Genomic DNA, 18,602 nt, shown 5'->3' with positions numbered 1-18,602 from the left:
GTAAATGGACTTAAAAAACAAAACTGTTGTCGTAACTGGTGCCGCGCACGGCATTGGTCGAGGAATGGCAGAACGCTTTGCCCATGAAGGTGCACAGGTCGTGTGTTCAGATATCGACGATGCCGGCGCGCATACTTTGGCGGATCAAATCGGTGGCCATGCGTTTCCCTGCGACGTGGCCGACGAAGATCAAATCAAAGCACTGATCGACTTTTCAGAAGACACTGTCGGCCCAATTGATTTGTTTTGCGCAAATGCCGGAATTCTGACGCTTGGCGGTTTCGACGTACCGGATGAAGACTGGGAACGGATTTGGAAAATCAATGTGATGTCGCATATTTGGACAGCGCGGCATATGGTTCCACGCATGATTGCGCGCGGCGGCGGATACATTTTGACGACCGCGTCAGCCGCCGGTTTGCTGAACCAACCAGGTGCAGCTCCGTATGCTGTAAGCAAACACGCCGCCGTTGGCTTCGCAGAATGGCTTGCGTTAACATACGGATCGCACGGGATACGGGTCTCGGTTTTGTGCCCACAAGGTGTCCGGTCAAAAATGACCGAAGGACACGAAGTGTCAGTAGCATCGATTGACGGAATGCTTGACCCCAGTGATGTCGCCGAGGCTTGTATAGAAGCTATAAACGCCGAACAGTTTCTGGTTCTGCCGCATCCGCAAGTTTTGGACTACATGCAGCATAAATCAGCGAATTATGACAGGTGGCTATCTGGAATGAGCAAGTTAAATCAAAAGTTTAACAGTATCTCTTAACGAATCTTCTGAACCTTACGCATTAACCCTTCCTGAGCCACAGAGGCAATCAAAGTGCCATCTTCAGAATAGATGGAGCCGCGATTGAAGCTGCGCCCCTGCCCCGTCCAAGGTGAATCCATCACATACAGATGCCAATTCTGAAACTGGACGGGCGCATGAAACCAAAGCGCATGATCGAGGCTTGCGCCATTGAACTCTCCGGTAAACCAACTCAGGCCGTGTGGTCGCAAGCCTGAGGACATGAGGTTCATGTCGGACGCATAGGCCAATAAAAGATGCTGTGTTCTCGCATCGGCGGAGGCCGCAGCGGCCATACGAAACCAGGTCTGGTTCCGGTCATCAGAAACTTTAGGAGTAAATGGGTCTAAATGGTCCACTTCGCGTACTTCTATTGGTCTTTCGCGCAACAACTCGCCGCGCAGGTGCTCGGGCACTCGGTCAACATAGGACTGCCGCAATTCGGAACGGGACGGATAGTTCTCGGGCGCGTTTACGGGTGGCATCGGGTGCTGATGATCCCAACCTTCATCCTGAACGTGGAACGACGCAGACATGTTCAGGATCTGCTTGCCGTGCTGAATGGCAACGACGCGGCGGGTTGTGAAGGAACCTCCATCTCGCGCTCTATCAACTTGATAAATAACAGGTTGTTCAGGATCACCAGGTCGAATGAAATAAGCATGGAGCGAATGGCACAGACGGTCTTCCACAGTCCGGTACGCCGCGGCCAAAGCCTGCGCGATGACCTGCCCACCGAAAATGCGCGTTGGCGTTTCACCGCCGGACCCCGTTCCACGGAACAAATCGACTTCAAGCCGTTCAATATCCAGAAGATCCAGTAAGATACGTTCCGCTTCGGTCATGTTGTGCTCGCACAGTCAGTTACTCGACCCCCGGGTATCAGTCCGGTTGCGATCATTCAATCATGGCAGCGTGAACCAACGCCTTTAGCTCGGCCCGAGATGGGTAGGAACTTGACGGCGATAATTGAGTGAAAAACACGGCCGTCAGATCGTTTTGCCAGTCGACCCAGAAGTAGGTCGAGGCCATGCCGCCCCAACTGAAATCCCCTATCGAACCGGGCACCCGCACCCGTCCGGGGTTCAAAACAACCGATCCTGCGAGGCCAAAGCCCATGCCCTCCATCGGTTGTTCCGCAAAACTCTTGGGGCCCATTGATGCGATATCGCCCGGTAAGTGATTGCGCATCATAAACTCTACGGTCTTAGGACCCAACAAGCGGTGCCCGTTCGCAGTGCCGCGATTGCGCAGCATGTCTGCAAACTTGGCGTAGTCATCAAGTGTTGAAATCAGCCCGCCGCCACCCGAAAAGGTCGTTGTGCGAATGAATGGCGACCCTCTATAGCTGTCGACCAATCGCAGGCTGTCACCCCCCTGATCAACCGAATTGAGCGCCATGGCATCTCCCGCCAGAGGTGTGTAGAGCGACGCAAATCGGTCCCCTGCCCCAGATGGCACTGAAAAGCCGGTATCGCGCATATCCAGCGGTTCAAAAATGTGCTGCTGAAAGAACTGCTTCAGCGTCTGACCTGATACTACTTCTATCACGCGCCCCAGAACATCTGTGCCAACCGAATACTCCCAACGCGTCCCCGGTTGAAAGGCCAATGGTAACTTTGACAGGTCTCGCACGCGATCTTCCAGAAGCCCTCGATCAGGCTTGAACATAAGATCTTGCTCATCCATGGCTTCGGGCAGAGTTCCGGGGTTGAAGGGATAGCTGAAACCGCTGGTATGTGTCAGCACCTGATGCAAGGTTGGCGACGGCGCGTGTTCCGTCTGATCCAAGGCTTCGGCCGTTGGAACAAGCGCGCGCATGTGTTTGAATTCAGGCAGGAATTCCGATAACGGAGCATCCAGATGGAACAATCCGCGTTCAGCCAGCATCATCAAGGCAACCGACGTGATCGGCTTGGTCATGGAATAGATGCGGACCAGCGTGTCGCGTTGAAATGGCAGGTTGCTTTCCAGATTGCGCAGGCCGCTTTTGTGAAAAAAGACCTCGGACCCGTTTTGGCGCAGCAGAAAAGACGAACCTGCGTATTTCCGTTGCTCAACATAGCGGTCCATCCAGATCCGAATCCGATCCAAACGCGCCTGATCAAACATCAATTCTTGTTGCGGCATTAGACCTTTTCCATCCGGTTGTCCGTGCTGAGTGTGTCGGCTTGAGAGTTGAATTAACAGTGATATCTTACGCCAAAACTGGTTTCGTCTCAGACGAAGCAAGCCTGCCACACGTTGAAATGTTAGACTGTGTTAACCCAGATTCGCAGGGTGTGTTTTGGGACGATCACTCCAGACAACCGGAAAGGTAAAACATGACGCAAAATATCGATTTTGTTTATGACTTTTGCAGCCCAAACGCTTTTCTGGCGTTCAAAATGCTGCCCGATCTTGCGGCGCGGCACGATGTTCAGATCACCTTTGTTCCTGTTCTTCTACCTATCGTTTTCAAGGCGACCCACAACCAAAGCCCTTTTCAAGCCTTCTCAGAGAACCGCCAGAAAACGGCCTATTTGACTCATGACCTACACCGTTTCGCGCGGCGGCGCGGGTTGAGTTTTCATATGAGCCCACATTTCCCGATAAACACGAAATTTGCGATGCGTGGCGCACATTTTGCGCGAGGAAAATCATGGGAAACCAAATATATAAATGCTGTTTTTGATGCTATTTGGGTGCATGGGCAAAAGGCTGACGAAATGGCCGTGCTTATCGACATTTTGCAGGAAAACGAATTGCCCGCTCGCAAAATCCGTGAGGCCATGACCAATCCTGAAGTCAAACAAGACTTGAAGGCACAAACCAAGGCCAATGTTCGGCGCGGGGTGTTCGGTGTTCCCAGCCTTTTAGTTGGGTCTGAAATGTTTTTTGGCAAGAACAGTCTAACGAATGTCGAGACAGAGCTTTCGAAGAATAGTAGTGATTAACATCAGGCTGTTACGACGTTATTCTTATGTGCCGCGCAGCGCTTTCAAACCATGCTGAGCAAAGAGTGGTACGTAGGCACCATACGCCTTGGCGCGTTCCGGGTCTGAGGCATTTCCGTCCAGCGCCCGCTTGTATACACCCTGCAATATTCCTGCCATGCGGAAGAAATTGAAAGCCAAGTAGAACCCGAAATTGTCGATGCCTCCCAAGCCGCGTCGTTTGCAATATCGGGCGACAAAGTCTTGGTCGCAGGGCAGGCCCAAGCTTTCGCGATCAATTCCTGCCAATCCGCGTCCTTGGTTTCCCGGAGGCAGCTGCCATTGCATGATCACGGCCGCCAAATCCGCATACGGATGACCTATCGTAGACAGTTCCCAATCCAGAACACCGATGCAGCCAGTTCCATTTGATGCGAACATCAGGTTGTCGATACGATAATCCCCATGCACAAGCGTACGCTGCCCATCATCTTCGGGCACCGAATTACCCAGCGCGGACACCAGAGCGTCCATGTCTTCAATCACCGAAGTCTCTGACGCGCGATATTGCTTGGTCCAACGTGCGATCTGGCGTTCATAGTAATTGCCCGACGGCCCATAGTCGGACAAACCCACGGCATCAATGTCGACCATATGCAACTGAGCAAGAACCCTGTTCATCTCATCCATTACAGCCGTGCGCGTTTCGTTGCTTTCGCCTTGCAGGGTTGGTTCAGGAAAGATCCTGCCGTGCAGACGCTCCATCACATAGAAGGCTGAGCCGATAACTCTGTCATCTTCGCACAGCAGGAACATGTTGGGCACGGGCACCTGACTGCCTGCCAGCGCGCTTTGAACTCTGAACTCGCGATCGACTGCATGAGCCGATTTCAGCAGAACGCCGGGTGGCTTTCGCCGCAGCACATAGGTGTTGCTGGGCGTTCGAAGCTCAAAGGTCGGATTGGACTGCCCAACCGCGAACTTCTTCGCCTCCAGCGGGCCTTCGTAACCGGAAAGATTTGCGCTGAGATACCTGTCTACCGCAGCAAGATCCAGATTGGTGTCAGTGCTCATGGCCTGTCTTCCACTCACAAGGCTTCTGCAAAGATGTTGCCCGCCGTCACCACATTGATTCCGCCTGAAACCGGGATCACTGCTCCGGTCACATAACTGCCGCCACGCCCGCACAGAAACAGCATGCAACCTGCAATGTCTTCGTCGCGCCCGACCCGGCCCAGCGGAACCGATTTGCCGACCTTTTCGCGGGTGCCCTCGTCCGCCGTGGCAAATGCTGTCATGCGAGAGACAAACGGTCCCGGCGCCAATGCGTTAACCGTTATGTGGTATGGCGAAAGCTCTTTAGCCATGATCTTGGTCAGATGCAGAACTGCGGCTTTTGAGGCCGCATAGCTATACGCTCCGTCCCCCATAGGCACTTCACCCATCACAGACCCCACATTGACGATCCTGGCAGGATCATCGGCTGTTCCCGATTTCATCAACAAAGGCAAAAGCCGCTGTGTCAGTTCGAAAATCCCTGCGACATTGACAGACATCACCTTGTCCCAAGCGTCATAGGGAAACTGGCCCAGCGGAGCGCCCCAGGACACGCCTGAGTTATTCATAAGAATATCAAGATTTTCCGTACGCTTTCGAATGTCAGAGACAAGGCTTGCGATACCTTCCTCGCACCCGATATCTCCGGTAAAACCCTCAGCCCTGCCGGGTGCATCCAATGCGTTCAGCTCAGCCGCCACCTCGGCGCACGCATCCCCTTTGCGCGACGCGATCAAAACGCGCGCGCCAGCCCTGACCAGCGCCTCGGCCGCCATGCGCCCGATCCCTGTCGCGCCACCTGTGACGAGTGCGGTCTTGCCCTCAAGAGAAAACAGGGTGTCTGGCGTCATGATCGTACTCCTCGCTTTAGTTTGTGCCTGTTAGAGCCTGTTATGACCCACCTATTGCCGTTACGGCAAACGGCGGTCGTTCACGTTGACAAACTCATCGTCGGCACCAAAACTTCCCAAAGACAAGTTACAGGCAGAACAGAGGTCGTATGCAAGCGTTACTCAGCGTCGCACCGGGCGGGCCCGAAACACTGGAACTCACCACCTTGCCCGATCCGCAACCCGGTAAGGGACAGTTGTTGGTTGCTGTCAAAGCGGCTGGTGTGAACTTCCCGGATACGCTGATCATCCGGGATCTGTATCAGATCAAACCACCTCGACCCTTTGCTCCGGGGGGTGAGATTGCTGGCGACGTGTTGGCGTTGGGTGAAAATGTCACTGGGTTCAAGGTCGGCGACCGCATTCTAGCTTTGACAGGACATGATGGCTTTGCGACCCACGCAACAATCCGGGCCGACAGTGCCATCAAGATACCTGACGCAATGCCCTATGATGAGGCCGCCTGCTTCATCTTCACCTATGGTACGTCTTATCACGCACTCAAGGATCGGGCCAATCTGAAGACAGGCGAAACACTCTTGGTGCTGGGCGCAGCTGGTGGAGTGGGATCTGCCGCCATCGAACTTGGAAAAGCTATGGGCGCCAAAGTGATAGCGGGTGTTTCTTCAGCGGAAAAGGCAGAGTTCTGCCGCCGGATTGGTGCGGATGAAGTCGTGATTTACCCGCATGATTTGGACAAAGATGCACAAAAAGCCTTTTCGGCGGAGGTCAAAAGAATTGCGGGCCCAAATGGAATGGATGTGGTTTATGACCCAGTGGGAGGAGACCTTGCCGAGCCATCCTTACGCTGTATGGCCTGGAATGGAAGGTACTTGGTTGTGGGGTTCCCTGCAGGCATTCCGCAGATTCCGCTGAACTTGCCCTTGTTGAAAGGCTGCCAGATCGTTGGTGTTTTCTGGGGCGCATCTGTCTTCCGTGATCCCAAAGGACATGCCAGGAACGTCAGTGAGCTGTTCGCGCAGTATGCCGCCGGGCTGATCAAACCCCACATCAGTGCGCGTTTCCCACTGACGCGGGCCCCTGACGCATTAGAGCATGTGTCGAAGCGCTCGGTCCTTGGAAAACTGGTTATAACGATGGAATAGATGCGTGTTACCAAGGCTGGCCTTAAAGCCTCAACGCTGGCCTGGTTGCGTTGAGACTGGTGGACATTCTGGCCTTTTGCCGTCTATGAACCATTAATGGGGATTGTGAAGACATGCATAAAGTACTGGTATTAAATGGCCCAAACCTCAATCTTCTGGGCACACGTCAGCCCGAGGTTTACGGAAGCACGACTTTACATATGATCGAAGAACACTGCGTTCAGCATGGCGTGTCTGTTGGGTTGGAAGTGACGCATCTGCAATCCAACCACGAAGGTGTCTTGCTTGACGCAATTCACGCTGCACGCGGAGTTCAAAGCGGTCTGGTACTGAACGCAGGTGCGTTCACGCATACATCAATCGCGCTGATGGACGCCATTGCGTCAGTAGAATTGCCAGTGGTCGAAGTTCATTTGTCAAACATACATGCCCGTGAGGCGTTCCGTCACAAATCATATATCGCTCCGGTCGCTCTGGGCCAGATCTGCGGATTTGGCGCGCAGGGTTACATCCTGGCCCTGGACGCGCTGGCCGTGCACTTGAGAGCAGGTGGTGCGGCATGACCCTGAAAGAATACCTGCGGTTTGTCAGCTACACCAAGACTTTGGAAGATCTTTGGGATGCGCACTGCCGACAAATGAATGAGTATGGGTTTGGGCGACTGATCTACGGCTATACGGTTTATAGAACGGCGACGTCCTTGGGCGACCCCGAGGATTTTGTGATCCTGACCAACCACAAACGCACGTATGTGGACGGGTTTCTGAAAGACGGACTTTATTTTCACGCCCCCATGCTGAAATGGGCGCTGAACAATGAAGGCGCTGCAAGCTGGAAGATGCTGCAAGACATGAAGTCCAGCGGCACTTTGACCAACGAAGAGCGCAGAGTATTCGAGTTCAACAAATCTATGGACGTGGTGGCTGGCTATACGGTTAGTTTCAATTCCGTCTCAATGCGTTCCAAAGGTGCGATTTCCCTTTCAGCAAAGAACGGGATGAGCCAGGAAGAGATTGACGCCATCTGGCAAGAGCATGGCGAAGACATCCTGTTGATGAACAATGTGGCACATCTGAAAATTTTGACCTTGCCGTTCAACCCGCCAAACCGGGCTTTGACGAAACGGCAACGGGAAGCTCTGCAATGGGTCGGCGATGGAAAAACCACCCAGGACATCGCGCTGCTGATGGGGCTGACATCGGCCACAGTGGAAAAGCATCTGCGACTCGCACGAGAAGCACTGTCTGTCGAAACAACGGCTCAAGCCGTTCTAAAGGCATCGCTACACAATCAGATGTTCATAATGGAAGCCTGATCGCTACATTTTGACGCCATCCCGCGTCAGTTTACCCTAGGTAAGGAAAACACTACTTTTCAAGACTAGCCCAAAAGTTGCAAAGTGAGAGTGTTCCGTGAGTGGTGGCTTTAGCCTGGGAACATTCGGTTGGATCTTTGCAATACCAGAGCTCTCCAATCACTCTGACAAAGGGGCGTCTATTCGTCAGCGCATCAGTGTCGGAATTTTGGGGGGCCCCGACCATCCCCATCAAGCGGGGCCCTCCATTTAAACTTCCTAAATCTCAGATCCGACACAGCTTGTAGAAATCAAAAAAGGGTCACGCATGGCGTAACCCTTTTGTTTTTCGGGAAAAGGCCCCAAGCGGTGCGTTTCCGAAAAACGTTTAGCCTTGAGCGGCTTTTGCAACTTCGGCTGCGAAGTCTTCTTTTTCGACTACGATGCCTTCGCCAACTTCCAGACGGATGAAACCGGTGATGGTTGCGCCAGCTTCTTTGGCCGCGGCTTCAACGGTCAGGTCAGGGTTCACAACGAAGGACTGGTTCAGCAGAGTTGATTCGGCGACGAATTTCTTCATGCGGCCAACGATCATCTTTTCGATCACCTGCTCCGGCTTGCCGGATTCGCGGGCGATGTCCATCTGAACCTGTTTTTCTTTCTCGACAACCGCAAGGTCCATGTCCGCTTCGGACAGAGCCGCCGGGTTTACAGCTGCAATATGCATTGCAACCTGTTTACCGATGGCTTCGTCACCGCCCGACAGAGCAACCAGAACACCGATTTTGCCCATGCCGTTGGTAGCAGCGTTGTGGACGTAGGACACAACGGTGTCGCCAGACAGTTTGGCCATACGGCGCACCGACATGTTTTCGCCAATGGTGGCGATCTTGTCGGTCAGCGTGTCAGCAACGTTCTTGCCGCCCAGATCAGCTGCAAGCAGAGCTTCGACGTTGTCCACGCCTTCAGCTGCATAAGCGATCTTGCCAACCATTTCCTGGAACTCTGCGTTTTTCGCGACAAAGTCAGTTTCCGAGTTCACCTCGACAGCAACACCATTGCCACCGTTAACGTGAACAGCGACCAGACCTTCGGCTGCGGTACGGCCCGATTTCTTGGCCGCTTTGGCCAGACCTTTGGTACGCAGCCAGTCAACGGCTTCGTCCATGTTGCCGCCGGTTTCGGTCAGCGCTTTTTTTGCGTCCATCATGCCTGCGCCGGTCGAGTCGCGCAGTTCTTTAACCATTGCTGCTGTGATTGCCATCTTTGGCTCTCCTCAATTCAAACGGAATTGGGGCAGGTCATACCCTGCCCCATATGTCATTTACGTGACGGGCAGCTTACGCTTCGGCTTTGGCTTCCGTAGCGGCTTCTTCTGCAGGTGCTTCCTCAGCAACGGCTTCTTCAACCGGCGCTTCTTCGAAGGCACCCAGGTCAACGCCAGCTGCACCCATCTGAGCGGTCATGCCGTCCAGAGCGGCACGTGCGGCCAGGTCGCAATACAGAGAGATCGCGCGGGCTGCGTCGTCGTTGCCAGGGATGATGTAGTCAACGCCGTCGGGCGAGCAGTTGGTGTCGACAACAGCCACAACCGGGATACCCAGCTTGTTGGCTTCAGCGATGGCCAGTGCTTCTTTTTTGACGTCGATGACGAACAGCAGGTCCGGAACGCCACCCATTTCGCGGATACCGCCCAGCGAAGCCTGCAGTTTGCCCTGGTCACGTTCCATGCCCAGACGCTCTTTCTTGGTCAGGCCCTCGGCGCCCGATTCCATCGCTTCATCGATCTGGTTCAGACGGTTGATCGACTGGGAAACGGTTTTCCAGTTGGTCAGCGTGCCGCCCAGCCAGCGGTGGTTCATGTAGTACTGAGCCGATTTCTCAGCCGCTTCAGCGATCGGGCTTGCCGCCTGACGCTTGGTACCGACGAACAGAACGCGGCCGCCTTTTGCAACGGTGTCACGAACGGCCTGCAGAGCCTGATCCAGCATCGGAACGGTCTGGGTCAAGTCCATGATGTGGATGCCATTGCGCGAGCCGTAGATGAACGGGCCCATGCGGGGATTCCAACGCTGTGTCTGGTGACCAAAGTGAACGCCAGCTTCCAGCAGCTGACGCATGGAGAACTCGGGAAGAGCCATGCTATTTTCCTTTTCCGGTTTACGCCTCGGCGGGGGTGAAAGAAGCGGATGCTCCAACCGGCGGGCCAGATAGGGATTTCTCCCCTACAAAGCCCAAACCCCGCCTGCGGGTTTGAATGGCGCGCGTATACGGCAGGATTGAAAGCAGCGCAAGGGCCAATTGCCCCTATTTTTCAAGCAAAGCCAAAGCATGGGCGTGCCTGACCGCCTCTTCGCAGTGAGCCGCCAGCGCCTTTCGACTATCAAAGTCGCTGACCCGCGCAGGTGCGTGGTAGATCAACTCGACATACCCTTGTCTGCGCGCCCCGAGCGTCTTCAACAGATGCGGGCCGAACTCCATATCTCCCCACCAGCCATAAAACCGTTTGGGCTGCCCTTTGGGCGCGTGAAAGACGACCGAAACCGGCTGGATATACATGAAATCGCGCAATTCATCTGCGAAGAACGCGGCGAAGAGCGTTGTTTTAAATGGTAAAACACGCAACCCGTCCGTCGAGGTGCCTTCTGGAAAGAACAGCAGCTTGTGACCTGCTTTCAGACGGGTCTCAAACACTTTGGTCTGTTCTTTGGCCTTCGCCCGTTCCCGTTGGATGAACACGGTTCCGGTTGCACGCGCCAACCATCCGATTCCGGGCCATTTTGCAACCTCGGCCTTCGACACAAAATAGACCCTCTTACGCGCGTTCAGAGCGAAAATATCCAACCAGGAAGTATGGTTGGCCACCACTGCCCCCTGCTCTTTCATCAAAACGCCAGAGGTTTGAAGTCCCATACCAAGAATGCGAAATGCATTCCGGCAGACAAATTGCGAGATGAACGGCGTCACGGGCCGGTGCACCCCGCACAACGGATACTCGATCAACCGGACAGCCAAAAGAACGATCAAGCCGCCAAAAACCAGCAGAGCCAGCGGCACCCCGCGCACAATGACCAAAATCCAAAGGATCACTCCAGGGTCGACCGGATCTGGCGCATCCTCACTGTTCCAAGTCGGATCGTTCACGATTGTCAGGCTCCGCCATAGATGCGGCGCTGCCGGTCGTTCATACGAGCGGTGTCTAGGATCAGGCACACATCGGTGGTGTTGAACTTATGATCTATAAAGGCACCCTCACCCACGAAACCGCCAAGTCTCAGGTAGGCTTTTATCAAAGCTGGCACCTGAACCATGGCAGCACGCCGATCCAACGAGTCTTTTGCGACCAAATCCATGGGCTGAAAAACGTCAGGTTGCGCCTTCACCCGCAACTCTGGCGGAGCTAGATGGTTGTGATGCAACATGGACAACGGCTGCGCCAATGCGGTGACATCCGTGCCGTGGAAACTTGCCACCCCGAACAGCACCTCAATCTCGCGCTCGGCGACATAGGCCGCCAGACCGTTCCACAGATGATACAGGGCGGTGCCGCCGCGATAGTCGGGATGCACACAAGACCGACCCAGTTCCAGCAACTTGCGGCCGCTGTTCTTCAGCACCGTCAGTTCATATTCATCTTCCGAATAGAATTGACCCAAATCCGCCGCACGTTCGCCCGGCAACATCCTGTAAACACCGATGATTTCACCCGTGCAGTCATCATAGGCCAACATGTGATCGAAAAACTGGTCAAACCGGTCTTTCTCCAACTCCGCCTCGTGATCGACCAAGTCGCCGCCGCCACCCAGCTCGCGCACGAAGACGTCATAGCGCAGGCGTTGCGCAGCTTGTATCTCCGCCTCGGTCTCAGCCAGCTTGATAGTGAAAGATGGGCCTGTATCCGGCATAAGGGGTGTGTCCGTTTTTCTTTTCGCCGCTGATACAGCAGTTGGTCAGTCGAAGGCAACAACTGCTGGTTTGGTCACAGTTGTTAACCTTTCCTAAACCAGTTTCACGGATCAAAGACCGGCATCAGGGCGATGCGCGTTCCGTCGATTACCACTTTCCCCTGCTCGCGAAAGTTCACGGTGATCTTGCCTGCGATGTTGGATTGAACCTGTCCAACGCCCCATTCGGGAAAATCCGGGTGGCGGACAAACATGCCCGGTGCAAGAATAGCATTCATGTCTGTCATAGGGGCTCCTGGTTCCGGTGGCAGATACAGCAGGAGGTACGCATGGGCGCTACAGACGTCAACCTGGCCGAATTGATCGGCTCTCGGATCTGCCACGATCTGATCAGCCCGATTGGGGCCATCACCAACGGGCTTGAGCTGTTGGACATGGTTGGCGCGGTGCAAGGCCCCGAGATGGAACTGATCTCGGGCAGTGTGGGCAGTGCGGGCGCGCGCATCCGCTTTTTTCGCGTGGCCTTCGGCTCGGCCAGCGACCAACCGCTTGGGCGGGCCGAAATCACCGAACTGCTTAATGATGTCGAACGCGCGGGTCGTGTGCGGGTCAACTGGCACCTGACTAAGCCTGTCTCGCGCAATCAGGTCAAACTGGCCTTTCTGGCATTGATGTGTTGCGAAAGCGCCATGCCGCTGGGTGGCACGGTCGACATCACAAGCCAGGGTGAGGCATGGACCGTCACAGGTTCAGCAGACAAGCTGAACGTAGACAGCGACTTATGGAAACACGTAACCACGGGGCGTTTTCCGAACAAACTGACCCCAGCGCAGGTACAGTTTGCCTTGTTGCCGGACACAGCCAAAGCGGTAGGACGGCGCATCGCGGTGGAAACCGCCGCAACGCGCGTTTCGCTCAGGTTTTAAGCCCGGGTCGTTCCATCCCCACGGACGAGATACTTGAAACTGGTCAGTTGCGCCGCGCCCACTGGTCCGCGCGCGTGCATCTTGCCCGTAGCTATCCCGATTTCTGCCCCCATTCCGAATTCACCGCCGTCTGCGAACTGTGTCGAGGCGTTGTGCATCAGGATGGCACTGTCGAGACGTTCAAAGAAGCGTGCCGCCGCCGAGCCGTCTTCGGTCATGATGCAATCGGTGTGGTTGGACCCAAATTGCCGGATATGTGCAATCGCCGCGTCAATATCTGCCACGGGTTTGGCTGCAATCACACTATCAAGGAATTCCTTACCCCAGTCGTCTGACGTCGCGGCCTGTGTGCCCTCAACCGCCAGCGCACCTTCGGCATGCACCTCGACACCGGCAGCCAGCAACGCCGAGATGACCTCGCGGCCCAGAGTTTCAACGACATCCTGATGTACCAACAGGCATTCAGCCGCACCGCAGATACCGGTTCGGCGGGTCTTGGCATTCAGAACGACATCCAGCGTTTTTTGCGGATCGGCGGCTTTATCGATGTAGATGTGAACAATGCCTTCCAGATGCGCAAAGACCGGCACACGGGCCTCGCGCTGCACCAGACCCACCAATCCCTTGCCACCGCGCGGGACGATGACATCGACATAATCAGTCAGGGTTAGCAACTCCTGCACCGCCGCGCGATCTCGCGTGGGCACCAGTTGAATGGCGTCCTCGGGCAGGTTGGCGGCCTTCAACCCTTCGACCAGGCATTCATGGATCGCGGTCGACGAATGAAAGCTCTCGGACCCGCCACGCAAGATGACAGCATTGCCGGATTTCAGGCACAGAGCACCTGCATCGGCGGTCACATTGGGCCGGCTTTCATAGATCACGCCAATGACGCCCAAAGGCGTACGTACCCGCTCAATCTTCAATCCAGTGGGGCGTTCCCATTCGGCCAGAACCTCACCTACCGGATCGGCTTGATCCGCCACGGTGCGCAACCCATCGACCATGCCCTGAACACGGCCCTCATCCAGCATCAGACGATCCATCATCGCAGGGCTCAGGCCCTTTTCACGGCCAAACGCCAGATCCTTCTGGTTTGCTTCGATGATTTTTGCCCGATTGGCCCAAACCGCATCAGCTGCCGCAATCAAGGCGGCATGCTTGCGTTCGGCGCTTGCAAAAGCCAGATCACGCGAGGCCTCTTTGGCGCGTTTCCCAAGATCGGCCATCAGAGCGGGAATGCTGTCGAAATCTTTCATGTCGCGTGCCTTTCAGGTCGTCTTTCTCAGTGCTTACAGGGCCAGATCATCCCGGTGGATCAAGGCCGCGCGGCCCGGGTAGCCCAACGTCGCCTCAATCTCGGAAGACTTGCGCCCCTTGATCGCGTCAGCCTCTTGCGCGGTATAGCGGCTGATCCCTTGTGCCAATCGGCGGGCATTGGGATCGAGAACGGCAACCGGATCACCGCGCCCGAAATCGCCAGTCACCTCGACAATACCTGCAGGCAGGAGGCTTTTGCCATTGGCCAGAGCATTCGCGGCCCCGTCATCCACTGTGATCTCTCCGCGTGGTTTCATCGCAGAAATCCAACGTTTGCGGGCGGCGTGAGGGTCCAGAGTCGCCGTGAACCACGTTGAATTTGCACCGTTTTCCAGCGATTTCAGTGGGTTCAGAGTCGATCCTTCAGTAATTGCCATTGCGCACCCACCCGCGGTGGCCATCTTGGCGGCCAGAAGTTTTGTCTTCATCCCACCTTTGGACAGGCCCGAGCCTGCATCACCTGCCATCGCCTCAATTTCGGGCGTGATCCGATCAATAGTCTCGAACCGCGTGGCCGAGGCGTCTTCGTTCGGATTGCCCGAATAGAACCCGTCTACATCGGACAGCAGGATCAGTTGGTCGGCCCCAACCGTTACCGCAATCTGCGCGGCCAGGCGGTCATTGTCGCCATATCGGATTTCGTCCGTAGCGACGGTGTCATTCTCGTTCACGATCGGAACAACACCAAGGCCCAGCAACGTTTCCAGAGTGGCCCGTGAATTCAAATAGCGACGACGGTTTTCGCTGTCTTCCAGCGTCACCAGCACCTGTGCCGTTGTGATCTGATGCGGTGTCAGAGCCTCTTCATACGCCCGTGCCAGACGGATCTGACCCACCGCGGCGGCAGCTTGTGATTTTTCCAAAGGCAGCGCAGCCATCGGTAAGCCCAGCACACCGCGCCCCAACGCAATTGACCCGGAAGAGACCAGAATAACATCTGTCCCTTGCCCCTTGAGCCAGGTCACATCCTGAGCCAATGAAGTCAACCAGTCCGACCGAAGCAATCCGGTGTTGCGATCCACCAGCAAAGCGGACCCGATCTTCACCACCAGACGCCGCGCTGAGGTCAGGGCTGCCAAGACTGCGCCTCCTCAGCAGGTTTCTTGCGCACTCGATTGTCGTCAATCTGTGACCGCAACGCGCGCAGAACCTCGGTCACACCCAGATGCGCAACACCCGACATGGTCATGACGGGGCCGCCAACAGCCTCTTTCAGTTCGGCTTTGGCTAATTCACGCTCTTCATCGTCCAGAGCATCGATCTTGTTCAGAACGGTAATTCGAGGTTTCTCAGCCAGTTCGCCACCATAGGCTTCAAGCTCGTGAATAATCGTACGGTAATCTTCGGCAACCGATTCCGAGGTGCCATCAACCAGATGCAACAGCACTGCGCAGCGTTCAACATGGCCAAGGAACCGGTCTCCGATGCCGCGGCCTTCATGCGCGCCCTCGATCAAACCAGGGATGTCGGCCACCACAAATTCCACGTTGTCGACACCCACAACGCCCAGATTGGGGTGCAGCGTGGTAAAGGGATAATCCGCAATCTTCGGGCGCGCATTCGACGTCGCCGCAAGAAAGGTGGATTTGCCTGCATTGGGCATACCCAACAATCCAACATCCGCAATCAGCTTGAGCCGCAGCCAGATGGTTCGGTCGATACCCGCCTGCCCCGGATTGGCGCGGCGTGGCGCCTGATTGGTGGCGGACTTAAAGTGCAGGTTGCCAAACCCGCCGTTACCACCTTTGGCCAGCAGAACCCGTTGCCCAACTTCAGTAAGGTCGCAGATGACGGTTTCTTCGTCTTCATCCAGAATTTCAGTGCCCACAGGGACACGCAGAACGATATCGTCACCGTCCTTACCTGTACGCTGCTGACCTCGGCCTGGTTGGCCGTTCTTGGCAAAGAAATGCTGCTGATAGCGAAAGTCGATCAGGGTGTTCAGCCCGTCCACAACTTCGACCCAGACGGAACCGCCTTTGCCGCCGTCCCCGCCATCTGGGCCGCCGTATTCAATGTACTTTTCGCGCCGAAAGCTGACGCACCCGCCACCGCCGGCCCCGGACCGGATGTAGACCTTTGCAAGATCGAGAAATTTCATGTGTGTCCCCTACTGCAAAGGCCCCATCGGCCACAAGTCAGAGTTTTTTACTGTATGTCCAGGTGGGCACATTCGCATCGCGCGCCACCGAATAGCTTTCTGCATCGCCTAGATACTGGAACCCGCAATGTGTCAGAACCCGAGCTGATGCTGGATTGTCCTGAAATACGCTGGCAAACATGGTGGCGTTCTCCAGCGGGTTGGCGTTTACCAGAGCTTCGACAGCCATCGAGGCAATGCCCGTATTCCAATAAATCGGAGCAACCCAATAGCCGACTTCGGACTGATTCCTATCCAGCCGCTTCAGCGTGATCAGACCAATCAATTCCGGCCCGCCATCTTTGATGGCATCCATAACCCAGACATCCTCGTCCCGGTCTTCAGCCATTGAACGGGTCACAAAGGCCTCGGTCGAGCCGGGCGCCAGCGGATGTGCGATACTGGTCGTCATGCGCGCCACACGCTCGTCACCGGCGTAGTGCTCGATCAGTCCCATATCCGACCGACGCAAAGGACGCAGATCGAACCGCTCGGTTTCTATGACCGGCTGATTTATTATTGCTTCAAGCTTCATTGGTGTGTTCCTCCTCCGAACAACACGAAAAGTACGGACGCAACCGTAAGGCCGGCCAACGTCCACATCAGATATTTTTCAACTGGCTGTCCTTCAACCGCGTGGGCAATTCTATCGCCCGCAAAAGTCCAGATTGGATGAAGAACCACCTGACAAAACAACAAACAGAGAGCGATCGTAATCGTCGCTTCAAAAGTGGGTGTCCCCGCAGCCACAAACCCGGTGAACCCGGCGATGATCATGGCCCAAGCCTTGGGATTGAGCGGATGAACAATCAATCCGGCAAGAAACCCAGGGGCTTTCCCGTCAGCCTGTTGCCGCGACAAGCGCGTATTGGCAATTTTCCAAGCCAGCCACATTATATAGGCCGCCGACACGTATTTGAGCGCCGTAAACACCGCAGGTGCCTGCTCAGCGAGATGCAACAAACCAAAACCAACCGGCCAAATGATCAGTTGCTTGCCTAGAATAACGCCCCCAACAAAAGGCAATGCTGCCCGAAACCCATAACGCGCACCTGTTCCCAGCAGGACCATATTGGCCGGTCCCGGCGTGCCGACCTGAGAGGCGGCAAAGATCAGGAAACTGGTGGTTGCGACTGTCATCGGTTTGTTTGATCACGACTGCGTTAAAACGAAAAAGGGACCGGCACTTTGTGCCGGTCCCCCATGAAATTTTCTTAAACCTTCTGGGTTTCGGCTTACTCTGCGGCCTCCGCCACTGGCAGGACCGAAATGAAGGTGCGGTTTTTGAGCCCCTTGTGGAACTTCACAGCGCCATCGACGGTTGCAAAGATGGTGTGATCTTTGCCAATGCCTACGCCTTCGCCCGGCCAGAACTTGGTGCCGCGCTGACGCACGATGATGTTGCCTGCGATGGCAGCCTGGCCACCATACAGTTTCACGCCAAGGCGGCGACCAGCTGAGTCGCGACCGTTACGGGAGGAACCGCCAGCTTTTTTATGTGCCATTCTCTCTCTCCTTAGCCTTTAGCCAGCTCTTTGGCCTGCTCAACCCATTCGGGTTTCACTTTGACCGTTTCGATAGCAGCAATCTGCTCGTCCGACAAGGCGGCCAGAGCGGCAAAGCTCTCGATACCGGCCTCGTTCAGCTTTTTGGCAGCGGCAGGGCCGACGCCGGTCAGCGCGGTCAGATCGTCCGCAGCAGCAGCGGCGGGTGCTTCTGCCTTGGCTTCTGCTTTCTTGGCAGGCTTTGCTGCCGGAGCAGCTTCGCCAGCAGGCGCGGAACCAGTAGCAGCTTTCAGGCCCGACTTGTCTGCGCCAGATGCCAGAATGTCGGTGATCTTGACCAGAGTCAGTTTCTGACGGTGGCCAACGGTACGCTTCGAGCTGTGCTTACGACGGCGTTTGACGAACTTGATGACCTTGTCACCTTTGATCTGTTCGATCACTTCGGCCTGTACGCCTGCGCCTTCAACGAAAGGTGCACCAACAACCGGAGCATCGCCGCCCAGCATCAGAACATCGTTGAATTGAACTTTTTCACCTGCGTCGGCAGCCAATTTTTCAACGCGGAGGATATCACCCGCCTGAACCTTGTACTGCTTGCCGCCAGTCTTGAGGACCGCAAACATGCGTCTTTCCTTTTCATTCCCGCGTTCTGTGGTCCCCTTCCGGGTGTTTCTGGCTTTCGCCACCTCGAACAGCGCGCCCTTTTTTCGGGCTGTGTGACAGACCCTTTCGACATGTCTTAAGGGTCAAAT

At 55.5% G+C, this 18,602-nt stretch carries 22 protein-coding genes; 6 read left to right on the top strand and 16 right to left on the bottom strand.

Going from position 1 to position 18,602, the window contains the following annotated elements; genetic code table 11:
• Positions 1–4: 4 nt before the first annotated feature.
• Positions 5–772, top strand: coding sequence for an SDR family oxidoreductase (locus ALB80_RS02760; protein ID WP_050602471.1), 768 nt, complete (start codon positions 5–7; stop codon positions 770–772).
• Here the strand turns inward: ALB80_RS02760 and ALB80_RS02755 are convergent.
• Positions 769–1,638, bottom strand: coding sequence for an acyl-CoA thioesterase II (locus ALB80_RS02755; RefSeq protein WP_050602470.1), 870 nt, complete (start codon positions 1,636–1,638; stop codon positions 769–771). The genes ALB80_RS02760 and ALB80_RS02755 overlap by 4 nt on opposite strands.
• A 52-nt stretch (positions 1,639–1,690) precedes the next feature.
• Complete coding sequence (locus tag ALB80_RS02750; protein WP_172677850.1) at positions 1,691–2,923, bottom strand: serine hydrolase; 1,233 nt, start codon at positions 2,921–2,923, stop codon at positions 1,691–1,693.
• A 194-nt stretch (positions 2,924–3,117) separates the two neighbouring features.
• Between ALB80_RS02750 and ALB80_RS02745 the strand changes: the two genes are divergently transcribed.
• The gene (locus tag ALB80_RS02745; RefSeq protein ID WP_050602469.1) at positions 3,118–3,729 is read left to right on the top strand and encodes a 2-hydroxychromene-2-carboxylate isomerase; all 612 of its coding nucleotides are present in this window, start codon (positions 3,118–3,120) and stop codon (positions 3,727–3,729) included.
• A gap of 24 nt (positions 3,730–3,753) precedes the next feature.
• On the opposite strand, the gene ALB80_RS02740 is transcribed toward ALB80_RS02745, so the two are convergent.
• Together ALB80_RS02740 and ALB80_RS02735 are read right to left on the bottom strand one after the other, a co-directional pair.
• On the bottom strand, positions 3,754–4,782 hold the full coding sequence (locus tag ALB80_RS02740; protein ID WP_050602468.1) for a phosphotransferase family protein: 1,029 nt from the start codon (positions 4,780–4,782) through the stop codon (positions 3,754–3,756).
• A 14-nt stretch (positions 4,783–4,796) separates the two neighbouring features.
• Positions 4,797–5,615, bottom strand: a complete 819-nt coding sequence (locus tag ALB80_RS02735; RefSeq protein WP_050602467.1) for an SDR family oxidoreductase — start codon at positions 5,613–5,615, stop codon at positions 4,797–4,799.
• Positions 5,616–5,764: 149 nt separating this feature from the next.
• Between ALB80_RS02735 and ALB80_RS02730 the strand changes: the two genes are divergently transcribed.
• The 3 genes from ALB80_RS02730 (at position 5,765) to ALB80_RS02720 (ending at position 8,075) form a co-directional block, all read left to right on the top strand.
• Entirely contained in the window at positions 5,765–6,760 is a 996-nt protein-coding gene (locus tag ALB80_RS02730; RefSeq protein WP_050602466.1) for an NADPH:quinone oxidoreductase family protein, read from the top strand.
• Positions 6,761–6,873: 113 nt separating this feature from the next.
• Complete coding sequence (gene aroQ, locus ALB80_RS02725; protein ID WP_050602465.1) at positions 6,874–7,323, top strand: type II 3-dehydroquinate dehydratase; 450 nt, start codon at positions 6,874–6,876, stop codon at positions 7,321–7,323.
• Positions 7,320–8,075, top strand: a complete 756-nt coding sequence (locus tag ALB80_RS02720) for an autoinducer binding domain-containing protein (RefSeq protein WP_050602464.1) — start codon at positions 7,320–7,322, stop codon at positions 8,073–8,075. Before aroQ ends, ALB80_RS02720 begins: the two co-directional genes overlap by 4 nt.
• Before the next feature lie 367 nt (positions 8,076–8,442).
• On the opposite strand, the gene tsf is transcribed toward ALB80_RS02720, so the two are convergent.
• The 5 genes from tsf to ALB80_RS02695 all read right to left on the bottom strand — a co-directional run bounded on the left by tsf (position 8,443) and on the right by ALB80_RS02695 (position 12,246).
• The gene (gene tsf, locus ALB80_RS02715) at positions 8,443–9,318 is read right to left on the bottom strand and encodes a translation elongation factor Ts (RefSeq protein WP_050602463.1); all 876 of its coding nucleotides are present in this window, start codon (positions 9,316–9,318) and stop codon (positions 8,443–8,445) included.
• 76 nt (positions 9,319–9,394) lie between these two features.
• Positions 9,395–10,195, bottom strand: a complete 801-nt coding sequence (gene rpsB / locus ALB80_RS02710; protein WP_050602462.1) for a 30S ribosomal protein S2 — start codon at positions 10,193–10,195, stop codon at positions 9,395–9,397.
• Between the two features lie 166 nt (positions 10,196–10,361).
• Positions 10,362–11,198, bottom strand: a complete 837-nt coding sequence (locus ALB80_RS02705) for a 1-acyl-sn-glycerol-3-phosphate acyltransferase (RefSeq protein WP_050602461.1) — start codon at positions 11,196–11,198, stop codon at positions 10,362–10,364.
• Between the two features lie 5 nt (positions 11,199–11,203).
• Positions 11,204–11,959 carry a GNAT family N-acetyltransferase gene (locus tag ALB80_RS02700; protein WP_050602460.1) on the bottom strand — a complete coding sequence of 252 codons (756 nt, stop codon included), beginning with the start codon at positions 11,957–11,959 and terminating at the stop codon, positions 11,204–11,206.
• Between the two features lie 104 nt (positions 11,960–12,063).
• Positions 12,064–12,246 (bottom strand): DUF3553 domain-containing protein, encoded by a 183-nt coding sequence (locus tag ALB80_RS02695; RefSeq protein WP_050602459.1) that lies wholly within the window; start codon positions 12,244–12,246, stop codon positions 12,064–12,066.
• A gap of 42 nt (positions 12,247–12,288) precedes the next feature.
• Between ALB80_RS02695 and ALB80_RS02690 the strand changes: the two genes are divergently transcribed.
• Positions 12,289–12,885, top strand: a complete 597-nt coding sequence (locus tag ALB80_RS02690) for a histidine phosphotransferase family protein (RefSeq protein ID WP_050602458.1) — start codon at positions 12,289–12,291, stop codon at positions 12,883–12,885.
• On the opposite strand, the gene ALB80_RS02685 is transcribed toward ALB80_RS02690, so the two are convergent.
• The 7 genes from ALB80_RS02685 to ALB80_RS02655 all read right to left on the bottom strand — a co-directional run bounded on the left by ALB80_RS02685 (position 12,882) and on the right by ALB80_RS02655 (position 18,473).
• Entirely contained in the window at positions 12,882–14,144 is a 1,263-nt protein-coding gene (locus ALB80_RS02685) for a glutamate-5-semialdehyde dehydrogenase (RefSeq protein ID WP_050602457.1), read from the bottom strand. The genes ALB80_RS02690 and ALB80_RS02685 overlap by 4 nt on opposite strands.
• Before the next feature lie 33 nt (positions 14,145–14,177).
• Positions 14,178–15,284, bottom strand: a complete 1,107-nt coding sequence (gene proB / locus ALB80_RS02680; protein ID WP_050602456.1) for a glutamate 5-kinase — start codon at positions 15,282–15,284, stop codon at positions 14,178–14,180.
• Complete coding sequence (obgE, locus tag ALB80_RS02675) at positions 15,272–16,306, bottom strand: GTPase ObgE (protein WP_050602455.1); 1,035 nt, start codon at positions 16,304–16,306, stop codon at positions 15,272–15,274. Before obgE ends, proB begins: the two co-directional genes overlap by 13 nt.
• 37 nt (positions 16,307–16,343) lie before the next feature.
• The gene (locus ALB80_RS02670; RefSeq protein WP_050602454.1) at positions 16,344–16,880 is read right to left on the bottom strand and encodes a GNAT family N-acetyltransferase; all 537 of its coding nucleotides are present in this window, start codon (positions 16,878–16,880) and stop codon (positions 16,344–16,346) included.
• Positions 16,877–17,485: a LysE family translocator gene (locus ALB80_RS02665; RefSeq protein ID WP_050602453.1), complete on the bottom strand. Its 609-nt coding sequence runs from the start codon at positions 17,483–17,485 to the stop codon at positions 16,877–16,879. Before ALB80_RS02665 ends, ALB80_RS02670 begins: the two co-directional genes overlap by 4 nt.
• A 95-nt stretch (positions 17,486–17,580) precedes the next feature.
• Positions 17,581–17,850 (bottom strand): 50S ribosomal protein L27, encoded by a 270-nt coding sequence (rpmA, locus tag ALB80_RS02660; protein ID WP_050602452.1) that lies wholly within the window; start codon positions 17,848–17,850, stop codon positions 17,581–17,583.
• Positions 17,851–17,861: 11 nt separating this feature from the next.
• Positions 17,862–18,473, bottom strand: a complete 612-nt coding sequence (locus tag ALB80_RS02655) for a 50S ribosomal protein L21 (RefSeq protein WP_050602451.1) — start codon at positions 18,471–18,473, stop codon at positions 17,862–17,864.
• Positions 18,474–18,602: the final 129 nt, after the last annotated feature.

It is taken from the genome of Ruegeria sp. 6PALISEP08, from assembly GCF_001238295.1.
Taxonomy (GTDB): domain Bacteria; phylum Pseudomonadota; class Alphaproteobacteria; order Rhodobacterales; family Rhodobacteraceae; genus Ruegeria.
The sequence above is the reverse complement of the archived record's forward strand: the minus strand, read 5'-3'. Positions and strand labels throughout refer to the sequence as shown.